The organism is Nocardia sp. NPDC003482, assembly GCF_053588115.1.
This window is the reverse complement of record NZ_JBSFPI010000002.1, coordinates 116,189-142,499: the sequence shown is the minus strand read 5'-3', so window position 1 is coordinate 142,499 and position 26,311 is coordinate 116,189. Positions and strand designations below refer to the sequence as shown.

Here is a 26,311-nt window from a genome sequence, read left to right as displayed (position 1 = left end):
CGAGCGACCGTGCGATATCCCGAGTTCTGCACAGGGTTATCAACAATGTTCACAAATGTGGGTCAGCCCGGCAGGCGGACCGGCATCAGCAGGTAGATGTAGTCGCTCGCCAGCGCGGCGTACGCCCCGGACTCGGTGGTCGGCGGCTCGTCCTCGCCGGTCGGGCACATCACCGCCGGGCGGCTGGGGGTGGTGAACCCGAAGGTCACCCGGTCCGAGTGCAGCGCGGACAGCCCGTCGTTCAGATAGCCCGGGTTGAAGGCGATGGTGAGCGGCTCACCGCGGAAGTCGGCCTCGAGCCACTCCTCGGCGCGGCCCGCGTCGTCCCCGCCCGCCGAGAGTTGCAGGCCCTGTTCGGAGAACTCCAGCCGCACCTGGGCGCCGCGCTCGGCGACCAGCGCGACGCGCTTGATGGCCTCGATCAGCGCGCTCACCTGGAGCGTCGCGATGGAGGTGTGCTCCTTGGGGAGCAATTGGCGGAACTTGGGGAATTCCGCGTCGAGCAGCCGGGTGGTGGTGCGGCGGCCGCCGTTGACGATGCCGAGCAGCCCGTCGGTGCCGGTGCCGAACGCCAGTTGCACGGGCGCGTCGGACGGGCCCAGCGTCTTCGCCGACTCGGACAGGGTGCGGGCGGGGACCAGTACCGCGGTCTCCACGTCGTCGCGGCCCGGCTGCCACTCCAGATGCCGGACCGCCAAGCGGAACCGATCGGTGGCCGCGAGCACGACCTTCGAGCCCTCGATCTCGACCCGGATGCCGGTGAGCATCGGCAGCGTGTCGTCGCGGCCCGCGGCCACGGCGACCTGACCGACCGCCGAGGAGAACACGTCGGCCCCGAGTTCGCCCGTCTGCGGCGGCAATTCGGGCAGCTGGGGATAGTCCTCGACCGGCATGGTCGGCAGCGAGAACTTCGCGCTGCCGCAGGCGATCAGCACGCGGGTGCCGTCCACGGAGACGTCGACGGGCTTGTTGGACAACGCCTTCGTGATGTCGGCCAGCAGGCGACCCGACACCAGTACCTGCCCCGGCCCGGCGACCTCGGCGGCCACCCGCATCTGCGCGGAGACCTCGTAGTCGAAGCCGGAGACGGTGAGTCCGTCCTCGTCGGCCACGAGCAGGACGCCACCGAGCACCGGTACGGGCGGGCGCGACGGCAGGCTGCGGGCCACCCAGGCGACGGATTCGGCGAAATCCTCGCGAGCGACCCGAAACTTCATGCTTTCCATCGCCCGACTGTCCTCTCCCAAGTCTCGATCGGTCGTGATCCGTTCGGCTCGATGCCGGACACCAAACCGTACCCGCGCGGGGCCGTGATCACCACGCCACCCCTCGGATGCGTGTCGTCCCCAACCCATCTCCTCGATGCGTCGTCGCGAGGAGTGCCGCGGCGCGATCCGGGTAGTCCGGTCCCGAACCGGGTTTCCACACATCCTGTCTTCAAGAGAATCTCTCTAGAAGAAGAACCGAAACAGTAGTAGGCGCTGTGGATTCTGTGGACTCCCGGCGAATCCGCTGCTCGCGACGCGTGCCGTCATGGGGATGTCCGCTCGGTGTCTCGAGGATGAACGGCGGGGCGCTGTGGAGGTTACGAATCTGTTCAACCCCTGTCCTCGAGCCATCCTCGAGTTCTCCCCGGACCGTACCCCGGTTGTGCACACGTGTGCACCGACCCGGGGACAACTCGAGGATTCCTCGAGGACCTGACAAGGACTCCTCGAGGAATCCACAAGGCCGCAACGGGATTCGGGCAGGTCGGACCCGGTGGATGAGTTCGCCTGTGGGAACTGTGCATGAACGGGTGTTGACGGAGCTGTCAACGGGGGTGTCCCCGAACTGTGAGCGAACCGGTGGAGAACAGGGGGATTCCTCGAGGACTCCACAAGGACTCCTCGAGGAATCCACAACACGAAAAAGCCGATCCGCCCAGGTCATTCGGGGTGGATCGGCTTGGGGAGCGAATCAGCGGGAGCGCTGTTTGATGCGGGCTGTGAGTTCCTGCACCTGGTCGTACACGCGGCGGCGCTCGGTCATCTCCTTGCGCACCTTCTTCTCCGCGTACATCACCGTCGTGTGGTCGCGGCCGAACGCCTGCCCGATCTTCGGCAACGACAGATCGGTCAGCTCGCGGCACAGGTACATCGCGATCTGACGGGCCTGGGCGAGCGGGCGGGCCTTACCCGGGCCGGTCAGCTCCTCGAGCGTGGTGTTGAAGTACTCCGCGGTCACGGCCATGATCGTGGACGCGGTGATCTCGATCGTGGTGGTGTCGGGCATCAGATCCCGCAGCACGACCTCGGCCAGCGACAGATCCAGCGGCTGGCCGTTCAGCGAGGCGAAGGCGGTCACCCGGATCAGCGCGCCCTCGAGTTCGCGGATATTGCGCTCGACCCGGCTCGCGATGAGTTCCAGCACGTCGTGTGGCACGTCGAGGCGATCCATCCGAGCCTTCTTGCGCAGGATGGCGATTCGCGTCTCCAGCTCCGGCGGCTGCACATCGGTGATCAGACCCCACTCGAACCGGGTGCGTAACCGCTCCTCGAGGGTGGCCAGCTGCTTGGGCGGCCGGTCGGAGGAGACGACGATCTGCTTGTTCGCGTTGTGCAGCGTGTTGAAGGTGTGGAAGAACTCCTCCTGGATGCCTTCCTTCCCCTCGATGAACTGGATGTCGTCGACCAGCAGGATGTCGGTCTCGCGGTAGCGGCGCTTGAACGCCACCTTGCGGTCGTCGCGCAGGCTGTTGATGAAGTCGTTGGTGAACTCCTCGGTCGACACGTACTTCACCCGCATGCCCGGGAACAGCCGCTGGGCGTAGTGCCCGGCCGCGTGCAGCAGATGCGTCTTGCCCAAACCCGAAGCGCCCCAGACGAACAGCGGGTTGTAGGCCCGCGCGGGCGCCTCGGCGATGGCCACCGCGGCCGCGTGCGCGAACCGGTTGGACGCGCCGATGACGAACGTCTCGAAGGTGTACTTGGAGTTCAGGCTGGCCGAGGAAGAGACCGGCGCCGACGGGGTCGGCTCGGGCGATTTGGTGAAGTAGGTCGGCCAGGAGTTGCGGACGTTGACCACCGGCTCGTCGTCGGCGGGCTCCGGGGCGCCGGGGCGGCGGCCGTCGCCCTCGGGGGCGAACAGCGACTCCTGTCCGGGCGTGGCCGCCCGCGCGGGCGGCAGGTCCAGATCCCGGTGCACCGGCGCGGGCGGTTCCGCTGCGGGGGTGTCCGGCAATTCCCGAGCCATCGATGGGGTGGGGAACTCGTCCTGGGGATAGTCGGCCCGCGCGGGATAGTCGCCTGGGGAAAGGTAGCGCGGCGGGGCGTACTCGACGGCCGGTTGATACTCCGGCGCGGGCGGGTAGGGCACCGGTTCGCGCGGGGTCTCCCGGACCCGCTCCGGGCGGGAGGTGAGCCGCGCGTGCCGCGGCGGACCCGCGGGCCGGTCGGCGGGCGGGGTGGTCGGCGCGGCGATCCGCACGCCCAGACCCTCCACCTGGGGGCCGAGCCGACGGCCCAGCGAGCGCAGGATCGGTTCGCGCAGATCGCGTTCGATGGCCTCCTGCGCGAGCGAGGAGGGGACCGAGAGCAGTGCGAAGCCCTGCGCCACGGTCAGCGGCTTGACCAGGCCCAACCAGGCTTTCTGAGCATTGGTCACCGCCGGAATGGCACCATCGGCGGAACCGGTTGTAAGCTCGGCTACCACTTCGGGCCAGACGGCGGTCAACACGTTCTGCTCGTCGTCCACGTAGGTTTTCCTCCCCGGAATCGGTCGATTGGAGCAGACGGTCTGGAACTGCCCGCATCCCCCTTCAGCGCGGGTGTTCGGCGGGGCCGTCGGCCATACGAATATGCCACTCCAGGGGTCTTTCCACACAATTATCCACAGATGTGGAGAACCACAAGGGTGTGAGTCGGGCCGGGGCGCGCCCGGCGTCGGTGCCCGGACCTGGGCTTCTGTAGCTATCTCTTGGCTACGGCGCGTGTCCGCTGGCGTGTCGCGGTGGCAAGCCCGGTTCACGGTACCCCGAGTTTGACCCGGTTCCAGCCGATAAGTACCCTCGTACAGTCACCCATTGATGCGGTGGCGGCTGCCTGCTGCCCGTCCGCGATGGGGGTTGCGCGGGCGAGTTCGTTCCTCGCGCGCCAGTTACACCACAAGCTTCGAGCGCCGCCGGGCGCTCACCAACTCGAGGAGTGTCGACCGTGGCCAAGGGCAAGCGGACGTTCCAGCCGAACAACCGTCGTCGGGCGCGGGTGCACGGGTTCCGTCTCCGGATGCGCACCCGTGCGGGCCGCGCGATCGTCTCGGCGCGCCGTCGCAAGGGTCGCGCCGCGCTCACGGCCTGATCCCGTCGGCACCGGGTTCGGCGTCATGACCGATTCGCCGTACGGTCCGCTACCACGCTCCCGTTACGCGCTCGGACACTCGGGTGTTGCCTGAGCCGTATCGGCTGCATCATCGTTCCGATTTCTCCCGGACGGTGCGGCACGGCCGGCGACTCGGGAGGCGTGACCTTGTCGTGCACGTACTGCTCGCGAGCGACGTGCCCGTCCGGTTCGGCGGACCGCGGTTCGGATTGATCGTCAGCAAGGCGGTGGGCAACGCGGTGATTCGTCACCGGGTCGCCCGCCGCCTGCGTCATATGTGCGGCCCACTCATCGATGAGTTACCCGAGGAGGCGGACGTCGTGATTCGCGCGCTTCCCGGTGCGGCGCACGCCCCCGCCGCCGATCTGGAGCGGCAGCTGCGTGGCGCGTTGCGCAAGCTGGTCCCGAATGTCGCTGTGGCCGAGCCGGTTTCGGCCACACCGGAGTCCGGCGGGACCTCATGAAGCCGCGCACGCTGACCCGGCTGCCCGCCCGCGCGCTGATCTTCCTCATCGAGCTCTACCGGACCTACGTCTCCCCCACGCGCATGCCGGTGTGCCGATTCACCCCCACCTGTAGCGAGTACGCGGTCACCGCGCTGCGCACCCGGGGCCTGTTCGTCGGCCTCGGGCTGACGGTCGTGCGCCTGGCCAAATGCGCTCCCTGGCACCCTGGTGGGTGGGACCCCGTTCCCCCGAAGCGAACGGACGGGCACGGACGCGGGCACGCGGCCGCACACAAGCCTTGGAAAGGGTCGCCGCCCGCGGTGACCGGCGATACGACGGACGGGAGTACATAGAGCCGTGCTCGATTTCATCTACTATCCGGTGTCCTGGATCCTGTGGTTCTGGCACCGGGTGTTCGGGTTCGCGCTGGGCAAGGACAACGGTCTCGCCTGGGCGCTGGCCGTGGTGTTCCTGGTCTTCACGCTGCGGTTGGTGCTGTACAAGCCGTTCGTGCGGCAGGTCCGCACCACGCGGCAGATGCAGGAATTGCAGCCGCAGATCAAGGCCCTGCAGAAGAAGTACAGCAACGATCGCCAGAAGATGGCGCTCGAGATGCAGAAGCTGCAGAAGGAACACGGCTTCAATCCGCTCATGGGCTGTCTGCCCGTGCTGGCGCAGGTGCCGGTCTTCATCGGTCTGTATCACGTGCTGCGCTCGTTCAACCGGGTCGGCAGCGGCGGACTCGGCGGCTTCGGTCACAGCGGCGGCATGACCGCGGCGCAGAACGCCAATACTCCCAACTACGTCTTCAACGCCGACGACGTGCAGTCGTTCCTGCGGGCCCGCATCTTCGGGGCGCCCATCTCGGCGGCCATCACCACGCCCGGGGAACAGCTGAAGGCGTTCGCCGACTACGGCGGCATCCCGCACGTCGCGAGCATCGCCGCGGTATCGATTCCGCTGATGATCATCGCCGGTCTGGCCACCCACTTCAACGCGCGCGCGTCGGTCGCGCGGCAGAGCGCCGAGGCGGCCGCCAACCCGCAGGCCGCGATCATGAACAAGATGGCCCTGTGGGTCTTCCCGCTCGGCGTCATCGTCGGCGGCCCGTTCCTGCCGATCGCGATCCTCCTCTACTGGGTGTCGAACAACATCTGGACCTACGGGCAGCAGCATCTGGTGTTCGGCCGGATCGAGAAGGAGGAAGAGGCGAAGAAGCAGGAGGCCCTCCAGCGCCGCGCCGCCAATGCCCCGAAACCCGGTGCGAAGCCGGTCGATCCGAAGAAGAAGCAGCAGGCCGTCGAGGCGGCGCCCGTCGACGAGGCGCCCGCCGAACCGTCGCCGAACGGAACCGGCCAGAACGGAACGGCCAAGCCCGCGGGCAAGGCGGGCGCGTCCTCCGGTAAATCGAACGCGCAGGGCAACCGGAAACGATCGGGGAACCGAGGCCGCGCCAATCAGAAGAAGCGTCGTTAGACGAGGCGACGATGCGGATTGAGGAAACGACAATGACTGTTGAGACCGACGGAGGGGACGCCACCGTGGCGACGACGATCGCGGACACCGAGCCGGAGACCACCGACGACGACGTGAGCGACAGCGAAGAGGCGCTCATCGAGGAGGGCGAGATCGCCGGTGACTACCTCGAGCAGCTGCTCGACGTGCTCGACTTCGACGGCGATATCGACCTCGATGTCGAGGGCGATCGCGCGGTGGTCAGCATCGACGGCGGTCGCGATCTGTCGAAGTTGGTCGGCCGACGCGGCGAGGTCCTGGACGCGTTGCAGGAACTGACCCGGCTCGCCGTGCAGCAGGCGACCGGGGTGCGCAGTCGTCTGATGCTCGATGTCGCGGGCTGGCGGGCCAATCGCCGTTCGGAGCTGAGCACGCTCGGCACCGAGACCGCCCGGCGCGTGCTGGAATCGGGGCAGCGCGAGGCGTTGTCGCCCATGACCCCGTTCGAGCGCAAGATCGTGCACGACGCGGTGGCGGCCGTCGAGGGCGTCGTCAGCGAGAGCGAGGGCGTCGAGCCCAATCGGCACGTGGTCGTGCTCCCCGCCTGACGCTCGGGCGAATTCGGCTGTAGGGCCCCCGGTTCGGCGAACCGGGGGCCCTACGTTTGTCCCTGGCAGCGAGTCCGGAAGGATGTTTCACGTGGAACGAGACCCCGGTGCGACGAACCCAGACCACTCCCCCGAACCGTCCGACGCGGTCGCCGCGGTCGAGCCGCCGCCCGTCGCGACGCGGGTCTTCGGGGAGCGACTCCCGCTGGCGGAGCGCTATCACGCCGTCCTCGCCACCGCCGGGGTGGAACGCGGACTGATCGGTCCGCGCGAGATCCCGCGACTGTGGGAGCGCCACATTCTGAACTGTGCGGTGGTGGGCGAGCTGATTCCGTCCGGCGCCGCCGTCGTCGATATCGGCAGCGGCGCCGGGCTGCCGGGCATCCCGCTCGCCATCGCGCGACCCGATCTCCGGATCACGCTCGTCGAACCGCTGTTGCGGCGCACCATCTTCCTGGCCGAGTTCATCGAGGCGGTCGGCCTCGAGGTCACGGTCGTGCGCGGGCGCGCCGAACAGCCGGATGTGCGTAAGGAGGCGGGCGGCGCGGATGTGGTCACCTCCCGGGCGGTCGCGCCGCTCGGTAAACTCGCCAAATGGTCGCTCCCGCTCGTCCACGACCACGGGCGGATGCTCGCGCTCAAGGGGTCCAGTGCCGCCGAGGAATTGGAGCGGGATCAGGCCGATCTCGCGCGGGCGGGCGGTGGCAACGCGCAGGTGCTGGAGTGCGGTGTGGGGATCGTGTCTCCGGCGACCGTCGTGCTGAGCGTCGAGCGGCTGCCGCGGTCGGAGCGGCCGGGGCGCAAGACGACTCGACGCGGGCGCAAGTCGTGAACGGTCGCTGTTTCCCGTGAAACATCGAGGCGGGAGTGTGGTTGCCGCCCGGCATGTTTCACGGGAAACAAGGACCGCCCCTCCCCTCCCCTGGATGCCCGAACCGTCACGTGACCTTCTGCTCGGGTCCTCCCCTTCCCCTGTTTCACATGAAACATCGCCGCGCGAACGGCGATTCGTGGTGATTCTGCGCGTGTCGTAGAAGGATTGCCGCGGTTCAACTTCCGTATTGTGTCCGGTACTGGCAAGCTTGTTGTCGTCGAGCGTGAGCGCAGATTCGCGGTGTCCGACAGGCTCGTCAGATTGCACCCGCGCTCCGCTTGTTCGAGCTCATGCGGCGCTGAGGCTGTCTGAGCGCGTGTCTGAAGTTCTCGGGGTTAGGAGCCTGTATGTCTAAAGGTCCGGCGAATGTTTCACGGGAAACAACGTCGCGGGTGCCCGGAATGCTGGACGGGAGCGTCGAATTGGATGAACTGGCCCGCACGCCCTTCGGAAATATCTCCCCCGCCGAGACGCCGATCGCCGCGGAAGCTCAGCGCGCGAGTCAGGTGTTGCACCCCGGCTCCATGTCCGTCCCCAAGCCGCACGAGCAGCGCATCATCACGATCGCCAATCAGAAGGGCGGCGTCGGAAAGACCACGACCGCGGTCAATCTCGCGGCCGCGCTCGCCCTTCAGGGCATGACAGTGCTCGTCATCGATCTCGACCCGCAGGGCAATGCCAGCACGGCGCTCGGCGTCGAACACCACTCGGGCGTGCCCTCCAGTTACGAACTCCTCATCGGCGAGATCTCGGTCCAGGACGCGATCCAGCGGAGTCCGCACAACGAGCGGCTGCTGTGCATCCCGGCGACCATCGACTTGGCCGGCGCCGAAATCGAATTGGTGTCGATGGTGGCCCGCGAGGGTCGCCTCAAGGCGGCCATTCAGGAAGCCAATATCGCGGGCTACGACATCGACTACGTCATGATCGACTGCCCGCCCTCGCTCGGCCTGCTCACCGTGAACGCGTTGGTGGCGGCCAAGGAGGTGCTGATCCCGATCCAGTGCGAGTACTACGCGCTGGAGGGCGTGGGTCAGCTGCTCCGCAATATCGGTCTGGTGCAGGCACATCTGAATCCGGAACTGCATGTGTCGACGGTCGTCCTCACGATGTACGACGGACGGACCAAGCTGGCCGATCAGGTCGCCGACGAGGTGCGCGCGCACTTCGGCGATGTGGTGCTGCGCTCGGTGATCCCGCGCAGTGTGAAGGTGTCCGAGGCGCCGGGTTACGGAATGACCGTGCTCGACTACGATCCGGGTTCGCGCGGTGCGATGAGTTACCTGGACGCGGGTCGGGAGATCGCGGCCCGATCCGTACCCGTGCGTGCGGCGAGTGGTGTGAACGAGGAAAGGGGCCGGTGAGTCTATGAGTCAGGCGAAGAAGGGTGGACTAGGGCGCGGTCTGGCGGCGCTGATTCCGACCGGACCGGCCGAGGTACAGGGTCTCGGCAGCGCCGCGGCCAACGCGGTGATCGGCCTCGACCCGATCGGTCCGCATCCGGCCGAGGCGTATCTGCATCGGGTGCCCGATCCGAGTGCGGAATCGGATGCCGGTGCGGTGTACCGGGAGGTTCCCGCCGATCAGATCGAACCGAATCCCAAGCAGCCGCGCAGTCATTTCGACCCCGAGGCGCTCGACGAATTGGTCCACTCCATCCGCGAATTCGGCCTCATGCAGCCGATCGTGGTTCGCCAACTCGAGTCCTCCCCCACTCCCCGCTATCAGCTCGTCATGGGCGAGCGGCGGTGGCGCGCCTGCCAGAAGGCCGGGCTGGAAACCATTCCGGCCATCGTCCGGGAGACCGAGGACGGGGCGATGCTGCGCGACGCCCTGCTGGAGAACATCCACCGGGTGCAGCTGAATCCCCTCGAAGAGGGGGCGGCGTATCAGCAGCTGCTGGAGGAGTTCGATGTCACCCACGAGGAACTCGCCACGCGGATCGGGCGGTCGCGGCCCTTCATCACCAATATGATTCGGCTGCTGAAACTTCCGGTCGAGTTGCAGGGGCGCGTCGCCAGCGGCGTGCTGTCCGCGGGCCACGCGCGCGCCCTGCTCGGCCTGGAGGCCGGTGCGGAGGCGCAGATCAAGCTCGCCGAACGGATTGTGGCCGAGGGGCTTTCGGTGCGCAGCACCGAGGAGGCCGTGCTGCTGGCCAACAAGTATCCCGAGGACGGGGACGGCGACAAGCCGAAGCCCGCCAAGCGCAAGCCCATTCAGGCCCCCGGCATCGACCGGCTGGCCGAACGGCTGGCCAACTCGTTCGATACCCGCGTGGCGATCAGCGCGGGGCAGAAGAAGGGCAAGATCGTCATCGAGTTCGGTGATATCGCCGATCTGGAACGCATCGTCACCCTGATGGACCCGAACCGGTAGCGTTTCGGACCTGACCACCGACCTGGGGGCGAAACGTCACTGTGACGATGCCCCCTGTCGCGATCCTGAAGAACAGCAGATGGGAAATGAGGCGGTTCGCGTTGATCGCTTATTCTTGCTGGCGAGCAGATGTTGATGCGGCGTGAGCGTGGATGAATCAGACAGCTGGAGGCTGAGCAGAGCAGTGTCGACCAGCGTGACCGCACTTACCCTCGGCGGGTTGGACAAACTCCCCGCCCACGCCCGCCGGTGTGTTTTCTGGGAGATCGATCCGGCCGTGGCGGAGGATTCGCGCGCCTTCAGCGATCCCGTGTTCGAGAAGGAGGCATGGCTGTCCACGGTCATGCTCGAGTGGGGTTCGTGCGGCCAGATCGCGTTGGCCTACGACCAGCCGGTCGGCTGCGCGCTGTACGCTCCCCCGAGCGCCGTGCCCCGCGCGACCCTCTTCCCCACCTCGCCGGTGAGCCCGGACGCGGTCCTGCTGACCACGCTCCGCACCGAATCCCCGTATCAGGACACCGATGTGGGCAATCGGCTGATTCAGGCCGTGGTGGCCGATCTGGTGCGCCGCGGCGTGCGGGCCATCGAGGCGTTCGGGCTGCGCAAGGATCCGTCGACGACCATGCTGCCCACCCGCGCGGTGAGTTCGATGATGTTCCTCGAGCGCATCGATACCCCGGCCTTCGGCGTCCCGTCGGCCCCGCGCCGGCACACCGACTCCTGCTCCCCCGAGACCTGCATGATCGACGCCGACTTCCTCGAGGACGTCGGCTTCAAAGTGGTGGCCTCGCATCACCGTTTCCCGCGCCTGCGCCTGGAACTCGACAGCGATCACCTCTGGAAGGAGGACGTCGAGCGCGCCCTCGACCAACTGCTCGCGGCGGCGTCCATGACCGCGCCCACCCGGGTGGGATCGTTCTGAGCCGACCCGGGCAGGCGATGGGCAGGACGCGCTGAGGCTGCGCTCGACGTGCCCGGGATTGCCCCGGGCACGGGGCGGTGCGGTGGGCAGGACGGGCAGCGGCGGGCCCGGGCAGGGGCCGGGTGGGCAGGAGAACGGGCAGGTCAGGGCGCTGCCCACAATGAAAACGGCCGGTCCGCTGGGGACCGGCCGGATCGGCGAATGATGCTGTCGCGCGCTCAGATTCGATCGGCGGCGGCCAACTCCTCGGCGAGCAGTTCGGCGAAGGTGTAGGTGCCGGTGGGCTGATCGTCCTGGCCCAGGAGATAGAGACGCTTGACCGAGATGAGGATGGCCTCGGCGATGACGTCGCGCATGCGCGGGTTGGTGAGCACCGAGGCGTCGTAATCGTTGGTGAGATAACCGATGTCGACCTGAACGGTCGGCATCTTGGTCAGCCGCAACAGGTCCCACGTCCGGGAGTGGGTCCGGCAGTCCTGCAACGAGGTTCGGGCCACGATCTCGCGCTGGATGAAGCCCGCGAGCACCTGGCCGATCATGGAGACCGACCCGTGCGAGTTGCCGAAGTGGAAGCTGGCGACGCCGCTGGCGAGCGAGCTCGGATTGGTCGCGCAGCGCAGCGAGATCATCAGATCGGCGTCGAAGGTGTTGGAGGTCTCGGCGCGTTCGGCGTCGGTGGGATTGGCGCCCCACGGCCGGGAGAGGAAGGTCTCCATCCCGGTGGCGGCCATCCGGCCCTCGAGCCGACTGGCCAGATCCCAGAGGATCTCCGACTCGTACATATCGCCGAATTCGGTGGGCACGGCGAAACCCTTGTCCGGACCGCCCAGACCCGGATCGATCACGATGCGCTTGCCGGTGAGCTGCGGGCCCGCCCGGTGCACGACCTCCTCCTCCGCGATCCGGTGCGGATTGCCGCCGGTGACCCGCGCGCCCAGCTGTTCCAGCGAGCGCAGCGTGTCCGGCCCGCAGATGCCGTCGGCGGACAGGCCGATCTCGCGCTGGAACGCGGTGAGCGCGTCGTGGGTGTGCGGCCCGAAGTAGCCGTCCACGCGATGGACGTAGTACCCCAGATCCTGGAGGCGCCGTTGCAGACTCGCGACATCGTCGCCGTACAGCGGCGCCGACAGCTGATAGATCAGGGTGCGGGCGCCCAGCCGATAGGACGCCTCCTTGAGCGCGCGATAGGTGGCCGGTCCGACCACGCCGTCCACGAGCAGGCCGCGGTGCTGCTGGAACGCGCGCACCGCGGAGTCGAGATCGTGATCGAAGACGGCCTCGGAATCCTTCCAGTACTGCCCGTCGGCCGATTCGGCCGCGTGCGGGCGCGCGAGCAGGAATCCGAGACTTGCCAGGGTGCTCCGAACCTCAGCGACGGCTGGACCGGTATCGCCGTGACGAAGTCGGTGCATGCGTGAGAGCCCTTTCCTTCCGCCAAACCGGGTACCCACTCATGCGACGGCTCACACCCTCGCACGACCGGTGCGTCGGTCGATTGTCTCAGACCCGGACCGGATTTCGGCAATTCCGAGTCCCCAGGATCGTACTCGGCGCCGAAATACTACTCGGTGCCCGGCGGGGAACGGTCAGATGATGCCCTCGAGTTCGCGCAGCAGCGCGGCCTTGCCCTTGGCGCCGACGATCCGCTTGGCCTCCTTGCCGCCCGAGAACAGGATCATCGTGGGCAGGGCGAGCACGCCGTAATCGCGCGAGGTGGTCGGGTTGGCGTCGGCGTCGAGCTTGGCGACGGTCAACTTGTCGGCGTGCGCGGCGGCGATCTCCTCCAACACCGGGGCGACCATCTTGCAGGGTCCGCACCAATCGGCCCAGAAGTCGACGAGAACCGGCTTGTCGCTGGCCAATACGTCCTGGGCGAAGGTGGCGTCGGTGACGGTCTTGGTGGCGTCGGACATGATTGTGCTCCTCGAAAGGCGTTGCACCGCAACGGGTGCGAGTGAATCAGTTGGCGGAGACTTCCACCGGCTCGCCGGCGTGGTCGAGGGTGTTGCTGGTGATGTCGCCCTTCGCGGCGAGCCAGTGCTCGGCGTCGATGGCCGAGCGGCACCCGGTGCCCGCGGCGGTGATGGCCTGGCGGTAGGTGTGGTCGACCAGATCGCCCGCGGCGAAGACGCCGTCGACCGAGGTCGCGGTCGTCGGATCCTTGACCAGCACATAGCCCTCGTCGTCGAGATCGACCTGGCCGCGCACCAATTCGCTGCGCGGGTCGTGGCCGATCGCGACGAACAGACCGGTCGCGGCCAGCTCCGAGGTCTCGCCGGTGCGGGTGTCGCGCAAAGTCAGTGCGGTGACGGCGTTCTCGCCGTGCACCTCGACGACCTCGGCGTTGAGCCGGAAACGGATCTTCTCGTTGGCCTTGGCGCGCTCGAGCATGATGCGCGAGGCGCGGAACTCCTCGCGGCGGTGCACGATGGTGACCGACGACGCGAACTTGGTGAGGAAGGTCGCCTCCTCCATCGCCGAATCGCCGCCGCCGACAACCACGATGTCCTGCCCCTTGAAGAAGAAGCCGTCGCAGGTGGCGCACGCGCTGACGCCGCGGCCGAGCAGGCGCTGCTCGCCGGGAACGTTGAGATAGCGTGCGGCCGAACCCATCGCGAGAATGATCGCGTAGGCCCGGTGGGTCTCGCCGCCGACGGTGACCGACTTGATCGGACCCGACAGGTCGATGGCCTCGACGTCCTCGGTGCGGATGTCGGCGCCGAAACGCTTGGCCTGCTCGCGCATCTCCTCCATGAGGTCCGGGCCCATGATGCCGTCGCGGAAGCCGGGGAAGTTCTCCACCTCGGTCGTCGTCATCAGCGCGCCACCGAATTGGGTGCCCTCGAACAGCAACGGCTCGAGTTCGGCCCGGGCGGCGTACACGGCGGCGGTATAGCCCGCGGGGCCGGAGCCGACGATGATCAGATCGCGTACAGGCGTGCTCATGGGGCCCTTCCGAGGAGTTCGTCAACTGGCAAGTCGGTCAACAACAGGGTAAACGCTGTTGTTCCCACGGCTCACGGCTCGGTTTCCCGGGGCGCGCGGCTAGCCGATGTCCTGTTGCCGGAGGGGTCGGGGATCGTTTGCGGTGCAGTCGGTTCCGACCACCAGCGCGGTGATCTGCGGCGGGCGCGGGCCGGTGAGCAGGATGAGGACCGCGGGGCGGTTGGCGAAGATCACATCCATCGAGCCGAGCACCTGGCGGCCGGGCAGAATCGCGGCCGCGCAGCCGGTGAGCGCGCCGGGTGCGGCCAGCGGTCCGGTCACGTCGTTGCGGCCCATCGCGCTCAGCATCGTGCCGGTGGACGGGTCGTCCGCGATGCCGAGCGTGGGAGTCGGCTTGTCCGGCAAGGCTTTCGGCGGGGCCTCGTCGCCGCCGCCGCGCAGGGCGGTGACGGCGACCACGGATCCGGCGATCACGGCGGCCGCCGCGGCCGCCGCGGTGAGCCAGCGCAGTCGACGGGACCGGTACCGGTCGAGGGAGACGGGTTCGTCGGCGGGTTCGGGGTCGGCCACCGGCATCGGGCGGGTCGGCGGGGCGCTCTCGCACCGGCCGTCGTCGCCGGACAGGTCGTCGAGCAGCCGGTCCAGGCGAGCGCCGACGTGGGCGGGCATGGGATGCAGGATCCGCGGTTCGTCGGCGAGCATGCGCAGGCCGCCGCTCACCTCGTCGAGGTCGCGCAGGAAGCTCTGGGCGTCGGGATCCTCGCGGACGGCGGGCCAGAGCTGTTCGGCGAGATCGGGCGGCAGGTTGTCGGCGTGCAGGTCGGCCAGCAGATCCGTGGCGAAGGGCGGGCGCGGCGCCGAGCGGGCTGCCATCGCGCCTCCTGAGTCCTGTTCGCCACCCCGCGTCCCGGGCCGGCGCCGCCGTGCGGTGGCTTCGCCGTTGTCGTCCATCGCCTCTCCGGGATCGGGCCTCGACGCCTGTTTTCGTCCGTCTCTAGTAATGACGCATCTCGATTACATCCGGTTCCCAGGGGATCGCAGGAATCCCAGTTCCTGCTGCAAACGTTTGCGGCCTCGGGCACATCGGCTCTTGATCGTCCCCTCGGCGACGCCCAGCAACCGCGCCGCCTCCGCTACCGTATACCCCTCCATGTCGATGGCCACCAACGCCGCGCGCTGATCCGCGGGCAGACTGAACAGGGCGGCGTCGACGACCAGCGTCACCTCGCGATTCGCGATGTCGTCGCGCTCGACGGCCGGTTCGGCCACGCTCTCCTCCGACAGCGACACGCTGGGCCGGGACTTGTTGCGGCGGATGCGATCCAGGCACGCGTTCACCACGATCCGGTGCAGCCAGCTACGCACCTCGGCCTCGCCCCGGAAGTTCGCGGCATTGCGGTGCGCGGACAGCAACGCGTCCTGGAGCGAATCCGCGGCATCCTCGGGGGTGTAGGAGGTGCGCAGCGCGAGCTGCCAGAGATGGTCGTAGTGGCGGCGGAACAAGACGGCGAAGGCGTGCCGGTCACCGGCGACGTGCGCGTCGAGCAGTCGGCGATCGCTGAGCTCGTCCGCATCAAACGACAACACATACCCCTAGGATCAGCGCTCACGGCGGCGACCCGGGCACGCCGGAACCTCGCCACTTCTTTCGCGTCATCCAGGACCGAAGCACCAGATCCCAGGAAGCTCCCCATGCTGAGAGCGCGCTGAGCATCATATCGGCCGGGTCGAAGCGGGAGCAACCAGAATGATCAGGGCGCGGCTTCGAAGTGGATCTCGCCGATCGAGGTCTGGAACTGGCCGCCGTTGTTGGCCAGGGCGGTGATCCAGACCAGGACGTAGCGGGCCGGTTGATCGGCCCGCACGGCGATGTCGGTGTTGCCGTCGCCCAGGGTGGCCTGGCCGACGAGCTGGGTCTGGTCCAAGGTGGGCGCGGCGGTGGGCGAGGTGCGGACCTCGACCACCGTGCCGGGGGTCGGTGAGGTGATCGTGACCTTGGTCAGCTTGCTGGGGCTGCCCAGGGTCGACATGATCCCCACGCCCTTCTTGAGCGCGGGGAACTGCTGGAAGTACTGGTCGGTGCGCCAGACCGTGGCCGGATCGCCGTCCTTGACCGCGTTGATCGCGCTCGGGCCGTCGGGGGTTCCCTCGGGGGAGAACACCGAGACCGCGGTGACCGGGATCGGCGTGCCGCCCGGCACGGGCGCGGCGGCCGAGGGACCGGCCACCGGGTTCTGCGGCGCCACATTGGCCGTGGTGAGGCCGAGTTTGCGCTGTTCGTCCAGCGGCGCGGTGGCGTTGTCGGGCGCGAAGATGCTCAACAGCCACCAGATGATGACGCCCACGACCAGGGCGGCGAGCACCCCGAGACCGACCAGCATCCACATCATGCGTTGCGAGCGTTCGCGTTCCGCCGCGAGCAGTTCCGGATCGGCGAGGGTCTCGTCCGGCGCGGACTGGGCCCGCTGGCCGAGCCGCAGCACCGGGATGAAATCGGTCTTCTGATCGACGACCGACGCCTGTTCCAGCACGTGCTGCACGGTCGCGGCGGTGCGGACGCCCTTGTCGGACTCGAGCGAGCGCACCGCGACCGCGGAGATCTCGAACGGGACCTCCGGACGGATCTGCCGCGGCTCGACCGGGGAGCCGTCCGGACCGAAATCGGCCGGACGCAGCCCGCCGACCGTGGCCGCGGAACCGGTCACGCCGCCCGCCCGGATCGGCCACTGCGCGGTGATCAGCGCGTACAGCATCGCGCCGAGGCCGCGCACATCCGATTGCGCGTCCGAATCGGACAGGGTGCCCGGGAAGGCGAGCACCGCGTCGCCGGAGGCGCTGATCCGGATCCGGTCGGGGTGGTCGATCGACAGCGAACCGCCGCCGCGATGGGCCAGTTCGGCCGCCGCGGCCAGGGCCCGGATCGCGCGCGCGGCGCCGATCGGGGACGGCACGGTCTCGGCCATCTCGCGCAGCGAACGGCCCGGGGTCCACTCGGCCACCACGATGCCGCCGGAACTGCCGCGCACGACGTCGAGCACGCGCGCCAGACCGGGCGAGTTGATCCGGCCCAGGCGCAGGGTGCGCGACAGGATCGCTTGCGGCCCATCGTGTCCCGCGTTGTCGGTGGCCTTCTGATCGGCGTCGACGAAGGTCAGGGCGACCTCACGGTCGAGCTTCACGTCCAGCGCCTGCCAGAACTTCAGGCCGCGGGCGCCGCCGTGCCCGGCCAGCAGCCGATACCGCCCGCCCGCCACCGACGCGCCCGGAATCAGCTTGGGGCCGCGCGGGGTTCGCTTGATCGGCGGTTCGACCCGCATCGGCGGCATCTCCGGCGACGCGACCGGCAGCATGCCGGTGTCGTAGGTCTGATCGCGCGCCGGTCGGTCCGGTCCGGCGGGCGCGGCCGAATCGGCCCGCTCCGCCTGCTGATCGCCGTCGTCCCCCGGATCGCGCTCGGCCCCATCGGCCGGTTGCGCCTGTTCGGGCGGGACGTCGTCGGTGCGGACTGAACCCGCTGCCTGGCCGGCAGCGTCGGCGGCCGGGACGCCCCCCGCCGCGTCGTCGCTCACCTGAGTTCCTCCTTCGCCCTGGTTCATCGAAGTCCGATTCGGCGGCACGGCACCCGGTTCGTCACCGGTCCGGCCGAAGGTCGTCTCCGCGCTCCTACCAGTCTGGACATCCTCGCGAGAGCCGACACCGGTATTTGCATTTCTCTGCCGAACAGGGTACGGGAACTCGCCCGTACCGGGGCGGTCAACCGTACCGGGTCGGATGACCGGTAGGACCATGGTCTGTGCGTCCATGTACGGGTCGTACCGGTAGTAGTAGGGGGTGTCGAGCTCGGGCCGCGGCAGCACCATCGTGGCCTCGGCGTCGACACCGTGCTCGTCGTCCAGGCCGAGATCCGGTGCGGGCGGGGTGATTCCGAGCCGCCGCGAGATCGAGACGGTCAGGGCGACGACCTCCGGGATGCCCGCCAGGCGCATCAGGCCGAACGCGACGCCGAACAGCACGATGGCGTCGACGCCCACGCGGAAGATCGAACCCACGCTGCTGTGCAGCCGGGACAGCCCGAGGACCTGCTCGACGATCAGCGTGACCGCCGCGCCCGCGACCGAGGCCAGCACCACGCGCGTCACCGTGCGGCCGACATTGGCCATCCGCAGATCGCCGAGGCTGCGGTGCAGCAGCCAGCCGCCGATGATCGCGCCCGCCACGAAGCCGAGGCCGTTGGCCACGCCCAGCGCGATCACCACGTGGTCGTCGGAGACCAGCACCGGGGCCAGCGCCGAGAGCACGATCTTCACCGCGGTGATGCCGAGGATGATCCAGGTCGGCGTCCACGCCTGTTCGCGGGCGTAGAACACGCGCAGGTGGATCAGCACCAGCGCGTACGGGATCAGGGTGAAGGCCGACCAGCTGATCGCCTCGCCGAGCCGTCCGGCGTCGCCGTGACCGAAGTTGCCGTAGCCGTACAGGGCCGTGCCGATCTGCGGTCCGGCGACGGTCAGGAAGGTGACCACCGGGACGAACGCGATCATGGTGAGCCGGGTGGCGACGGAGAGATCGTCGACCACCGCGGGCGTGTCGTCGGCGGCGGCGTTGCGGCTGAGCCGGGGCATGATCGCGGTCAGCAGCGTCACGCCGAGCACGCCGTACGGCAATTGCAGCAGCAGCCAGGCGTTCTGGTAGATCGCCGGGCCCGCGACGTCGGCGTGCGAGGACACCCGGGTGCCGAAGACGAAGCCCGCCTGGCTGATCGCGACGTAGAGGATGACCGCCGCGCCCATCCCGCCGAACTGCTTGAGCCGCTCGTCGACCCCCCACAGCGGGCGCAGGTCGATACCCGCGCGCCGGATGGCCGGGAGCAGGCTGACGACCTGCACGAGCACGCCCAGCGTCACGCCGAGGCCGAGGATGAGCAGTTTCGGCTGGCCCATCCGGACCGGGTCGAGGGAGATCTCCCCCGGGGTCAGCGCGTACAGGCCGAGGACGGCGAGCACCACGAGGTTGTTCAGCACGGGCGCCCACGCGCCCGGTTTGAAGATCTCGTGCGTGTTCAGGATCGCCATCAGCAGCGACGACATGCCGTAGAACAGGATCGCCGGGACCAGCAGGAAGGCGAGCGCGGTCGCGAGTCCGGTGCTCACCTTGCCGCCGTCGGACAGGAAGAGGTACCTGGTCATCAGCGGCGCGGCCGCGGTACACAGCAGCGCGGCCGCCGCCAGGATCGCGAAGGCCGTGGTGACCAGTCGCCGGACGAAGGCCCGGCCACCGTCGGGGTCCTCCTTCTCCGCCCGGACCAGGGTCGGGACGACGAAGGCGGTCAGCACCGCGCCGAGGACCAGCTGTTCGACCATGGTCGGGATCTGGCTGGCGACGGTGAACGCGCTCGCGATCGCCGGGCCCAGCACGGTCAGCAGCAGCAGCTGTTTCCCGAAGCCCGTCACCCGGCTCATCAGGGTCGCGATGGCGATCGATCCCGACGCGCTGAGCAGGCGCGAGTTCGCCGACTGCGGGGGCTCCTCGGTCCGGATCGCCACCTGCTGCGCGGTCCGCGGGGGTCGGTCGGGTGCCCGGTCCGCGGGCCGCGTCAACGGCCGCACCTCGGGTCGGGGTCGCCGCACCGGAACGCGCTGTTCCGGTCCGCTCGGCGGCCCGGCCGGGTATCCGGGCGGCGGCATCGGCCTGCGTCCGGCGGGAGCGCCACGCGGCGGCTGCCGACGACCGGGGCCGTCCTCGGGCACACCGCCCGGGGGCACCTGGCGCATCGGCCCACTCGGCGGTGCGATCCGACCGCGCGGCCCTCGAACGGGCGGCTGCTCGTCCTCGGGCATCCCCCTCGGCGGTCCCGGCCGGGGTCCGTGAATGGAGGGCTTCCACCCCAACTCGTCGGGCGACGCCTCGTTCCGGTGCCCGCGCCGGGCCGCGCCCGGTATCTCGACATCGGGCAGCGGCCGCCTGGGCGCGTCATCGGGCGGCGCGGGACGCTCGGCCCCCCGGGGCGCCGCGCCGGGCAGGGGGCGGCCGTCGGGCAGGGGCCGCCGGGGTGCCGTGCCGGGCGGCCCGGCTGTGGGCAGGTGCCGCGGGAGGTCGTTCGGCGGCCCCTGACCGATGGGCGGTGCGGGGTTCGGCGCGGCCGGGGGGACTCGGCGTGGGAGGTCGTTCGGCGGGGTGTGGCCCGGTCGCCCGCCCTCGCCGCCGTTCACGGGCCGTCCGGGGGCGGGCCTTCGGTTCGGGTTCTCGCCGAACGCCTGCTCGGGCCTGGGCCGGAAGGTGCCGGGCTGGTCGGAGGGGGTGGGCGCGCTGCCCGGCGGGGGCGACTCCTCGGGGGGCAGGCGCAGGGTGCCGCCGTCCGGGGGGAGCCGCAGGGTGCCGCCGTCGGCCGGGCGGCGGGCCGGGCCCGGGGGCTGCCCGGGGCCGTCGTTCGGCGGGCCGTCGAGCGGGCCCCGCGCGGTGGGCTCGGGGGGCAGGCGGCGGGGCGGCGTCTTGGGGGTCGGCGGGAGGACCTGGGGAATGGCGTCGCCGGGCCAGGGTTCGGTGGTGCCGCCGGGGAGGCGGCGCAGCGGGGGGGCCGGTGGGCGCGGACCGGGGGAAACCTGGGGCAGCGGGCCGTTGAGGGGCACCCGGGGCGGCGGCGCGGCCTCGTCGGCCGGGCGGTCGGGACGGCCGGGGCCGCGCTCCCAGGGCGCGGCGGGGGCGCGGCGCGGGGTGGGCCGGTCGTCGTCGGGACCGCCCGGGCGGGGTTCGTGATCGGTCATCGTGCCCCCCGCCTGGGATCCACCGGGAGGATCGCCGGGACCGTCGCCGCGGCCGCGCGCGGGCCGTGATCGCCGCTCATGGTTCCTCCTGTCGCTGCAGGACCCGTAGCCGCGCCCGCAGGTAGCGATTGACCCTGCGGCGCGTCCCGGGGTCCAACCCCTCGTCGGCCGGATCCGGCTGCCCCCGGAAGCGACGCCAGAGTCGGCGACCGGCGAGCAGGAGCAGCAGTGCTCCGGCACATGCGGTAATTATCGCCAACGCCTGACCGTAGGCGTTGGACCGCACCGAGACCGAGGTGGCGTTGCCGAGGGCGACCCCATCGGCCGTGGTAAGGGAGATCGGAATGACCAGGTTGCGGCTGTCGGTGACCTCGGTCGGGATCTGGAACGACCGGGTCCCCTCGGCGGGCAGGATCTGTTCGCCGATATCGGTGATGTTCGTCTCGCTCGGCACGTCGATCCGGAACCGGATCCGGATCGCCACCGGCAGATCGTTGCGCGCCACCAATAGCAGTGGGCTCTTTTCCGACGCCAGCGTGTACACCCCGCCCGGCGGCAGCACCGTCACCTTGCCGAACAGCGTGTCGAGGGTCCGCGTGGTCTGCTCCAGCCGCCGCTGCGCGACCGCCTCCGCCTGCGAACCCGGATTGGTGCGATCGGACAGCGTCAGCACCCGCAGCAGATCGTCGCGCAGCGGCGTCAGATACGACCGCGGCGTCGGCTCCTGCTGCGGCACGTCGACCAGCGCCGTCATCAGATCGCCGATCCGCTTGTCCTGCGCGCGAACCGGCTCCGCGAAGTGGTCCGGCACACCGACCTCGGCCGCGCTCGACAGGTAGTTCGCCTCGAACGGACGCGGATCCGGTTGCGCCGCGAGCAGATCCGTGAACGACCGCGGCGTCGCCAACCCGTTGCGCACCAGCAGTTCGAGCTGACTCAGCAACGCACTCGCCTCGTCGCGGTTCGCGCCCCACTGCTGCGGCGGCACCAGCAGCAGCGCGCGCGGACTCGCCTGCGGATTCAACGCCGCCCACGACACCGCGCCGAGCGCGTCCTGCAACCGGGCCGCGCGCGAGTCGTTGGCCACCTCGTAGCGCACCCGTTCGGGCGTGAACACGGGCGTCGGCGGATTCGATCCGACCGCGGCCAGCGCCGTCGCCGACCAGATGTCGAAGGTGGCCGCCTTCAGCCCGGCCTCCGCGGGCGGCGGGGTGGTGGTCGTCGAGGGCGGGGTGAGCGCGGGCATCCGCACCATTTCCGGTGTGCCGCCGTCGTTCTCGCTCGCCACCGTGGCCGTGTTGCGCACGGTTCCCCCGTCCGCGCGGGCGATCCCGGTCGCGGTGCTGCGGGCGTCGGCGGTGGTGCTCACCGCGGAGTCGGCCAGCACGGCCGTGTGATAGCCGTGCCCGGCCAGCATCGTGCCCGCGTCGGGGTCGATGGTCCCCGAATCCGGCAGCGCCACACCGCGTACCGATTTGACCGACAACAGCGAATCCACGATGTCGGCGGGCGCGGTCACCGCCCGATTGGTCAGATCCGGATCCCGAACCGTCGCCAGCGCCGTCAGATCGACCTGCGCGAACGGCAGCGCGACCGTGCACATCCCGGATGCCAACGCCCGCAACCGATCCAGCCACGCCTTGGCGGCGTGCGCCCCCGCCCCGTCCCGGGTCGCCCCGTACGGATCGGACGGACTGGCCAGCACCCGATAGCCCTCGGTCATCGCCGACACCGTGAGCAGCAGATCGGGATCGACGGCCAGGCACAGCGATCCGGCCAGACCCGGTCCGGTCCGCGCCGGATCCCGGCCGGTCTCCGGATGCAGCACCGCCTCCGGCGCCGCGAGCAGCTGATCGAGCCGCCCGCCCGGGGCCAGCTCCCCGGCCAGTTCGTCGTCGGTCAGCAGCGCGTTACCCGGCAGCGGTCCGGTCACCCCGGCGACGAGCCGCGGCCGATCGGCCAGCGGCCAGATCGTGGTGATCGCCACCGGCGCGTCGGTCGGGGCCGGAACGGGCGGCGCCGCATCGGTTTTCGCGTCGCCGCCGGACTGCGCGGGCAGCCCGAGCACCGGCAGCAGGAACCGCGCGTCGTCCAACCGCGCCTGACCGCCGTAGGTCGGCTCCCCGTTGACATTGAGCAGCAGCGGATAGACCCCCGGCTCGGTGATGTCCAACGCGGAGGTCACCGGCGACCCGCCGCTCGTCTCCGGCGCCTCCGCCCGCAGCCCGACCCGCAGCGTGAACTGCTTGCGCTGTCCGGGCGTGAGCCGGTCGGCGATGTCCTGGAACGGGCCAACCACGTCGTAGTTGACCTGATCCAGCCGCAGCGCCGAGCGCAGCCCGCTGCCCGCCGACACCGCCCCGGCGCGCTGGATCCGCACGCTCACGTCGTCCACCGGCCGGTCTCCGATATTGGTGACGGTCCCCGCGACGGTCAGCACCGCGTCGCTGGTGGTGGTCACCGTGTTCGGGCTCACCGAATCCAGGGTCAGCTTCAGGAACTTGGGTTCGGTGGCGCCGCTGGCGCCCGGCGGCTGCGCGGCCGCGGACCCGGCCGACGTCGGCCCGGCCGCACCGCACAGCACAGCCAGCGCCAACGCGACGAACATCGGCGCCCAGCGGCGCGGACGGCGCCCCGCATGCGTCATTGTCTGCCGTTCTCCATCCGGTCGATCAGGCGGTTCGCGACCTCCGCGAGGCGCCGTTCGTCGGCATAGGCCAAGCGCGAATCGAGTTCGCTCAGCGGCACCCAGGCCACCTTGGTGACCTCCACGTCCGCGTCGGAGAGCTCCCCGCCCAGCGAACGCATCAGATAGTGGTGCACGGTCTTGTGCACCCGGCGCCCATCGGTCACGAACCAGTAGTCGATGCTGCCGAGTTCGGCCACGACCGTGCCGTGGATCCCGGTCTCCTCGGCGACCTCGCGGACGGCCGTCTGCTCGGCCGTCTCGCCGTCCTCGATATGTCCCTTCGGCAACGACCACAGCAACCGGCCGCGCCGATCGGTGCGCCCGATGAGCGCGGCGCAGCGCGCCTCGCGCGGACCGTCCAGGCCGTCGACCACCAGGCCGCCCGCGGACGTCTCGCGCACGGTGCGCATGCGCGGTTTGCTCTTGTTCTTGGCGTTGTCCGCGGAACTCCCGGCCGAACCACGGCGCCGGGGCTGGCGGCGTCGACTGTTCGCGCGATCGGCCGGAGACACTGCGCAAGTGTATGTCTTGCCGCTCCTGCGTCGCTTACGCGCCGACTCCCCAACGGCGCGCCGGGGGCGCACCGGCCCACCAACTAAGCTGCCTCTCCGTGGTTTCGCCGAAGTCCGAGTCCGAGAACGATCGTCGTACCCGTCTGCTCGCCGCGGCGGCGATCACACTGGGCCGGCTGTCGGATGTGCTGACCCCGCTCGGGGAGCTGTTCGCCGCGCGCGGACACCATCTCTACCTGGTGGGCGGCAGTGTGCGCGACGCGGTGCTCGGGCGGTTGGGCTCGGATCTGGACTTCACCACCGACGCGCGCCCCGAACAGGTGCTGGAGCTGCTGCGCGGCTGGGCCGACAACATCTGGGACACCGGGGGTCTGGCCTTCGGCACGGTCAGCGCGGCCAAGGCGGGCTGGCAGCTCGAGCTGACCACCTTCCGCAGCGACAGCTACGACCGCGTCTCCCGCAATCCGGAGGTGACCTTCGGCGACAGCCTGGACGGCGATCTCGTCCGCCGCGATTTCACGGTCAACGCGATGGCCGTGCGGATCGGCGCGCTGGGCGAACTCGAGTTCGTCGACCCCCTCGACGGCATGACCGCCCTGCTCGACGGCGTCCTGGATACGCCCGCGGCGCCCGAGGACTCGTTCCACGACGATCCCCTGCGGATGCTGCGCGCGGCCCGGTTCGTCGCCCAGCTCGGTTTCGACGTCGCCCCCCGGGTGCGCACCGCGATCACCGCCATGGCCGGGGAGATCGACCGCATCACCGCCGAACGGGTCCGCACCGAACTCGACAAGCTGATCGGCGGCGAACATCCGACCGAGGGCATCGACCTCATGTGCGAAACCGGACTGGCCGAGCGGGTGCTGCCCGAGGTGCCCGCCATGCAGCTCGAGATCGACGAGCACCACCAGCACAAGGACGTCTACCAGCATTCGCTGACCGTGCTGCGCCAGGCCATCGACCAGGAGGAGGGCGATCCGGATCTGGTGCTGCGCTGGGCGGCGCTGCTGCACGACATCGGCAAACCGCCCACCAAGCGCAACGAGCCCGGCGGCGGGGTGAGCTTCCACCACCACGAGGTGGTCGGCGCCAAGATGGTGCGAAAGCGCATGCGCGCGTTGAAATATCCCAAGCAGTTCACCGAGGACGTCGCCCGCCTGGTGTACCTGCACCTGCGCTTCCACGGCTACGGCAAGGGCCAGTGGACCGATTCGGCGGTGCGCCGCTACGTCACCGACGCGGGCGAGCTGCTCCCCCGCCTGCACAAACTGGTCCGCGCCGACTGCACCACCCGCAACAAGCGCCGCGCCGCGCAGCTGCAATCCACCTACGACGATCTCGAGGCCCGCATCGAGCGCCTGCGCGAACAGGAGGACCTCGCCCGCGTCCGCCCGGACCTGGACGGCAACGCGATCATGGAACTGCTCGGCATCGAACCCGGCCCGCAGGTCGGCCGCGCGTGGCGCTTCCTCAAGGAGCTGCGGCTCGATCGCGGCCCGCTGTCCCGCGACGAGGCCGAGGCGGCGCTGCTGGACTGGTGGCAGCGGGGCGCGCCCTGATCAGAACACGATCAGCGTGGTCCCCGCGACGATCGCCGCGCGCATCTGCGCGAGATCGAACGAACCGGTGACCTCCGGCAGTTCGATCCGGAACCGGACCCGATCCTCGTGCCGATCCGCCCGCACGATCCGCAGCGCGCGGGGCAGTTCGGTCAACGCGATCGGCGCGGGCCGAATCCAGCGGCGCGGCACCGGAATTCCCGCCCAGGTCGCCCGGTGCACGGCGATGGTGACGACATTGTCGGCGACCACCGCGTCCACCACGGCCCGCAGCGGGCGGCGGCGGTGCCGGGCGGTGATCAACCCGTCCGCGCCGACCCCGAGTTCCCAGTCCGGCTGCCAGGCGTTGAGCCAGCCGGTGACGGCCGCGGTGGTCACGGTCCCGGTGAGGTCGAGGGTGGCGGTGCGGACCTTGGTGGGCACCCCCGGGACCAACCGCACGCCGTGCGCGACGACCGTCATCTCCTCGATGGGATGCCCGTTCCACACCAGCCCGGTCAGCACCGTCTTGGTCTGGAAGTGCGCCCCTCGTCGCCGCACCTTCAGCGTCTCGAGGGTGGCGGTCATCTCGTGCCCGAGCAGTGTCGCGCTGACCTCCCGCCCGCCGAACTGACTGAGCAGCCCCTCGCTGAGCAGCGTCATCAGCACATCCGGCAGCAGCGCGGTCACCGTGCCCGCGCCCAGATCCGCGACGGGGTCCAACCAGGCGAACCACGACTTCGGGTCGAAATAGGTGGCCATGATTGATTCGAGCGTACTGGCCGCGCCGGACCGCCCGGCCGGGGCGGGGATGATTCACGTGAAA

The 26,311-nt window shown here is 69.8% G+C and carries 21 protein-coding genes; 10 read left to right on the top strand and 11 right to left on the bottom strand.

What is annotated here, in order from left to right; all coding sequences use genetic code 11:
- Positions 1–62: 62 nt before the first annotated feature.
- The gene (gene dnaN / locus ACWDSJ_RS03815) at positions 63–1,217 is read right to left on the bottom strand and encodes a DNA polymerase III subunit beta (RefSeq protein ID WP_450029116.1); all 1,155 of its coding nucleotides are present in this window, start codon (positions 1,215–1,217) and stop codon (positions 63–65) included.
- Between the two features lie 742 nt (positions 1,218–1,959).
- Positions 1,960–3,735: a chromosomal replication initiator protein DnaA gene (dnaA, locus tag ACWDSJ_RS03810; protein WP_387358469.1), complete on the bottom strand. Its 1,776-nt coding sequence runs from the start codon at positions 3,733–3,735 to the stop codon at positions 1,960–1,962.
- A gap of 458 nt (positions 3,736–4,193) precedes the next feature.
- On the opposite strand from dnaA, the gene rpmH reads away from it, so the two are divergent.
- The 9 genes from rpmH to ACWDSJ_RS03765 all read left to right on the top strand — a co-directional run bounded on the left by rpmH (position 4,194) and on the right by ACWDSJ_RS03765 (position 11,039).
- Positions 4,194–4,337, top strand: coding sequence for a 50S ribosomal protein L34 (rpmH, locus tag ACWDSJ_RS03805; RefSeq protein WP_081706069.1), 144 nt, complete (start codon positions 4,194–4,196; stop codon positions 4,335–4,337).
- A gap of 83 nt (positions 4,338–4,420) precedes the next feature.
- Positions 4,421–4,822, top strand: coding sequence for a ribonuclease P protein component (gene rnpA, locus ACWDSJ_RS03800; RefSeq protein WP_450029115.1), 402 nt, complete (start codon positions 4,421–4,423; stop codon positions 4,820–4,822).
- Positions 4,819–5,157 carry a membrane protein insertion efficiency factor YidD gene (gene yidD, locus ACWDSJ_RS03795; protein WP_450029114.1) on the top strand — a complete coding sequence of 113 codons (339 nt, stop codon included), beginning with the start codon at positions 4,819–4,821 and terminating at the stop codon, positions 5,155–5,157. The genes rnpA and yidD overlap by 4 nt, the downstream gene beginning before the upstream one ends.
- A 4-nt stretch (positions 5,158–5,161) precedes the next feature.
- A complete protein-coding gene (gene yidC / locus ACWDSJ_RS03790) occupies positions 5,162–6,280 on the top strand; it encodes a membrane protein insertase YidC (RefSeq protein ID WP_450029113.1) in 1,119 nt (372 codons plus the stop codon).
- A gap of 32 nt (positions 6,281–6,312) precedes the next feature.
- Positions 6,313–6,867: a Jag family protein gene (locus tag ACWDSJ_RS03785; RefSeq protein ID WP_387358460.1), complete on the top strand. Its 555-nt coding sequence runs from the start codon at positions 6,313–6,315 to the stop codon at positions 6,865–6,867.
- Positions 6,868–6,949: 82 nt separating this feature from the next.
- Positions 6,950–7,699, top strand: a complete 750-nt coding sequence (gene rsmG, locus ACWDSJ_RS03780; protein ID WP_450029112.1) for a 16S rRNA (guanine(527)-N(7))-methyltransferase RsmG — start codon at positions 6,950–6,952, stop codon at positions 7,697–7,699.
- 443 nt (positions 7,700–8,142) lie between these two features.
- Positions 8,143–9,105, top strand: a complete 963-nt coding sequence (locus ACWDSJ_RS03775) for a ParA family protein (protein ID WP_387358456.1) — start codon at positions 8,143–8,145, stop codon at positions 9,103–9,105.
- 4 nt (positions 9,106–9,109) lie between these two features.
- Positions 9,110–10,117 (top strand): ParB/RepB/Spo0J family partition protein, encoded by a 1,008-nt coding sequence (locus ACWDSJ_RS03770; RefSeq protein WP_387358453.1) that lies wholly within the window; start codon positions 9,110–9,112, stop codon positions 10,115–10,117.
- A 184-nt stretch (positions 10,118–10,301) separates the two neighbouring features.
- Positions 10,302–11,039 carry a GNAT family N-acetyltransferase gene (locus tag ACWDSJ_RS03765; protein WP_387358451.1) on the top strand — a complete coding sequence of 246 codons (738 nt, stop codon included), beginning with the start codon at positions 10,302–10,304 and terminating at the stop codon, positions 11,037–11,039.
- A gap of 218 nt (positions 11,040–11,257) precedes the next feature.
- Here the strand turns inward: ACWDSJ_RS03765 and ACWDSJ_RS03760 are convergent, their stop codons facing one another.
- From ACWDSJ_RS03760 to ACWDSJ_RS03725, 8 genes are all read right to left on the bottom strand, one after another.
- Positions 11,258–12,451, bottom strand: coding sequence for an N-acetylmuramoyl-L-alanine amidase (locus tag ACWDSJ_RS03760; protein ID WP_387358449.1), 1,194 nt, complete (start codon positions 12,449–12,451; stop codon positions 11,258–11,260).
- Positions 12,452–12,625: 174 nt separating this feature from the next.
- On the bottom strand, positions 12,626–12,952 hold the full coding sequence (trxA, locus tag ACWDSJ_RS03755) for a thioredoxin (RefSeq protein WP_387358447.1): 327 nt from the start codon (positions 12,950–12,952) through the stop codon (positions 12,626–12,628).
- Positions 12,953–12,998: 46 nt separating this feature from the next.
- Positions 12,999–13,985: a thioredoxin-disulfide reductase gene (gene trxB, locus ACWDSJ_RS03750; RefSeq protein WP_450029111.1), complete on the bottom strand. Its 987-nt coding sequence runs from the start codon at positions 13,983–13,985 to the stop codon at positions 12,999–13,001.
- Between the two features lie 99 nt (positions 13,986–14,084).
- Positions 14,085–14,858: a hypothetical protein gene (locus ACWDSJ_RS03745; RefSeq protein ID WP_450029110.1), complete on the bottom strand. Its 774-nt coding sequence runs from the start codon at positions 14,856–14,858 to the stop codon at positions 14,085–14,087.
- Between the two features lie 141 nt (positions 14,859–14,999).
- On the bottom strand, positions 15,000–15,569 hold the full coding sequence (gene sigM / locus ACWDSJ_RS03740) for an RNA polymerase sigma factor SigM (RefSeq protein ID WP_450029109.1): 570 nt from the start codon (positions 15,567–15,569) through the stop codon (positions 15,000–15,002).
- Positions 15,570–15,736: 167 nt separating this feature from the next.
- Positions 15,737–19,582 carry a murein biosynthesis integral membrane protein MurJ gene (gene murJ, locus ACWDSJ_RS03735; protein WP_450029422.1) on the bottom strand — a complete coding sequence of 1,282 codons (3,846 nt, stop codon included), beginning with the start codon at positions 19,580–19,582 and terminating at the stop codon, positions 15,737–15,739.
- Between the two features lie 1,240 nt (positions 19,583–20,822).
- Positions 20,823–23,393: a DUF6049 family protein gene (locus ACWDSJ_RS03730; RefSeq protein WP_450029108.1), complete on the bottom strand. Its 2,571-nt coding sequence runs from the start codon at positions 23,391–23,393 to the stop codon at positions 20,823–20,825.
- The gene (locus ACWDSJ_RS03725; protein WP_387358437.1) at positions 23,390–23,947 is read right to left on the bottom strand and encodes an NUDIX hydrolase; all 558 of its coding nucleotides are present in this window, start codon (positions 23,945–23,947) and stop codon (positions 23,390–23,392) included. The genes ACWDSJ_RS03730 and ACWDSJ_RS03725 overlap by 4 nt, the downstream gene beginning before the upstream one ends.
- Positions 23,948–24,045: 98 nt before the next feature.
- On the opposite strand from ACWDSJ_RS03725, the gene ACWDSJ_RS03720 reads away from it, so the two are divergent.
- A complete protein-coding gene (locus tag ACWDSJ_RS03720) occupies positions 24,046–25,506 on the top strand; it encodes a CCA tRNA nucleotidyltransferase (RefSeq protein WP_450029107.1) in 1,461 nt (486 codons plus the stop codon).
- On the opposite strand, the gene ACWDSJ_RS03715 is transcribed toward ACWDSJ_RS03720, so the two are convergent.
- Positions 25,507–26,247 carry a hypothetical protein gene (locus ACWDSJ_RS03715; protein WP_387358435.1) on the bottom strand — a complete coding sequence of 247 codons (741 nt, stop codon included), beginning with the start codon at positions 26,245–26,247 and terminating at the stop codon, positions 25,507–25,509.
- Positions 26,248–26,311: the final 64 nt, after the last annotated feature.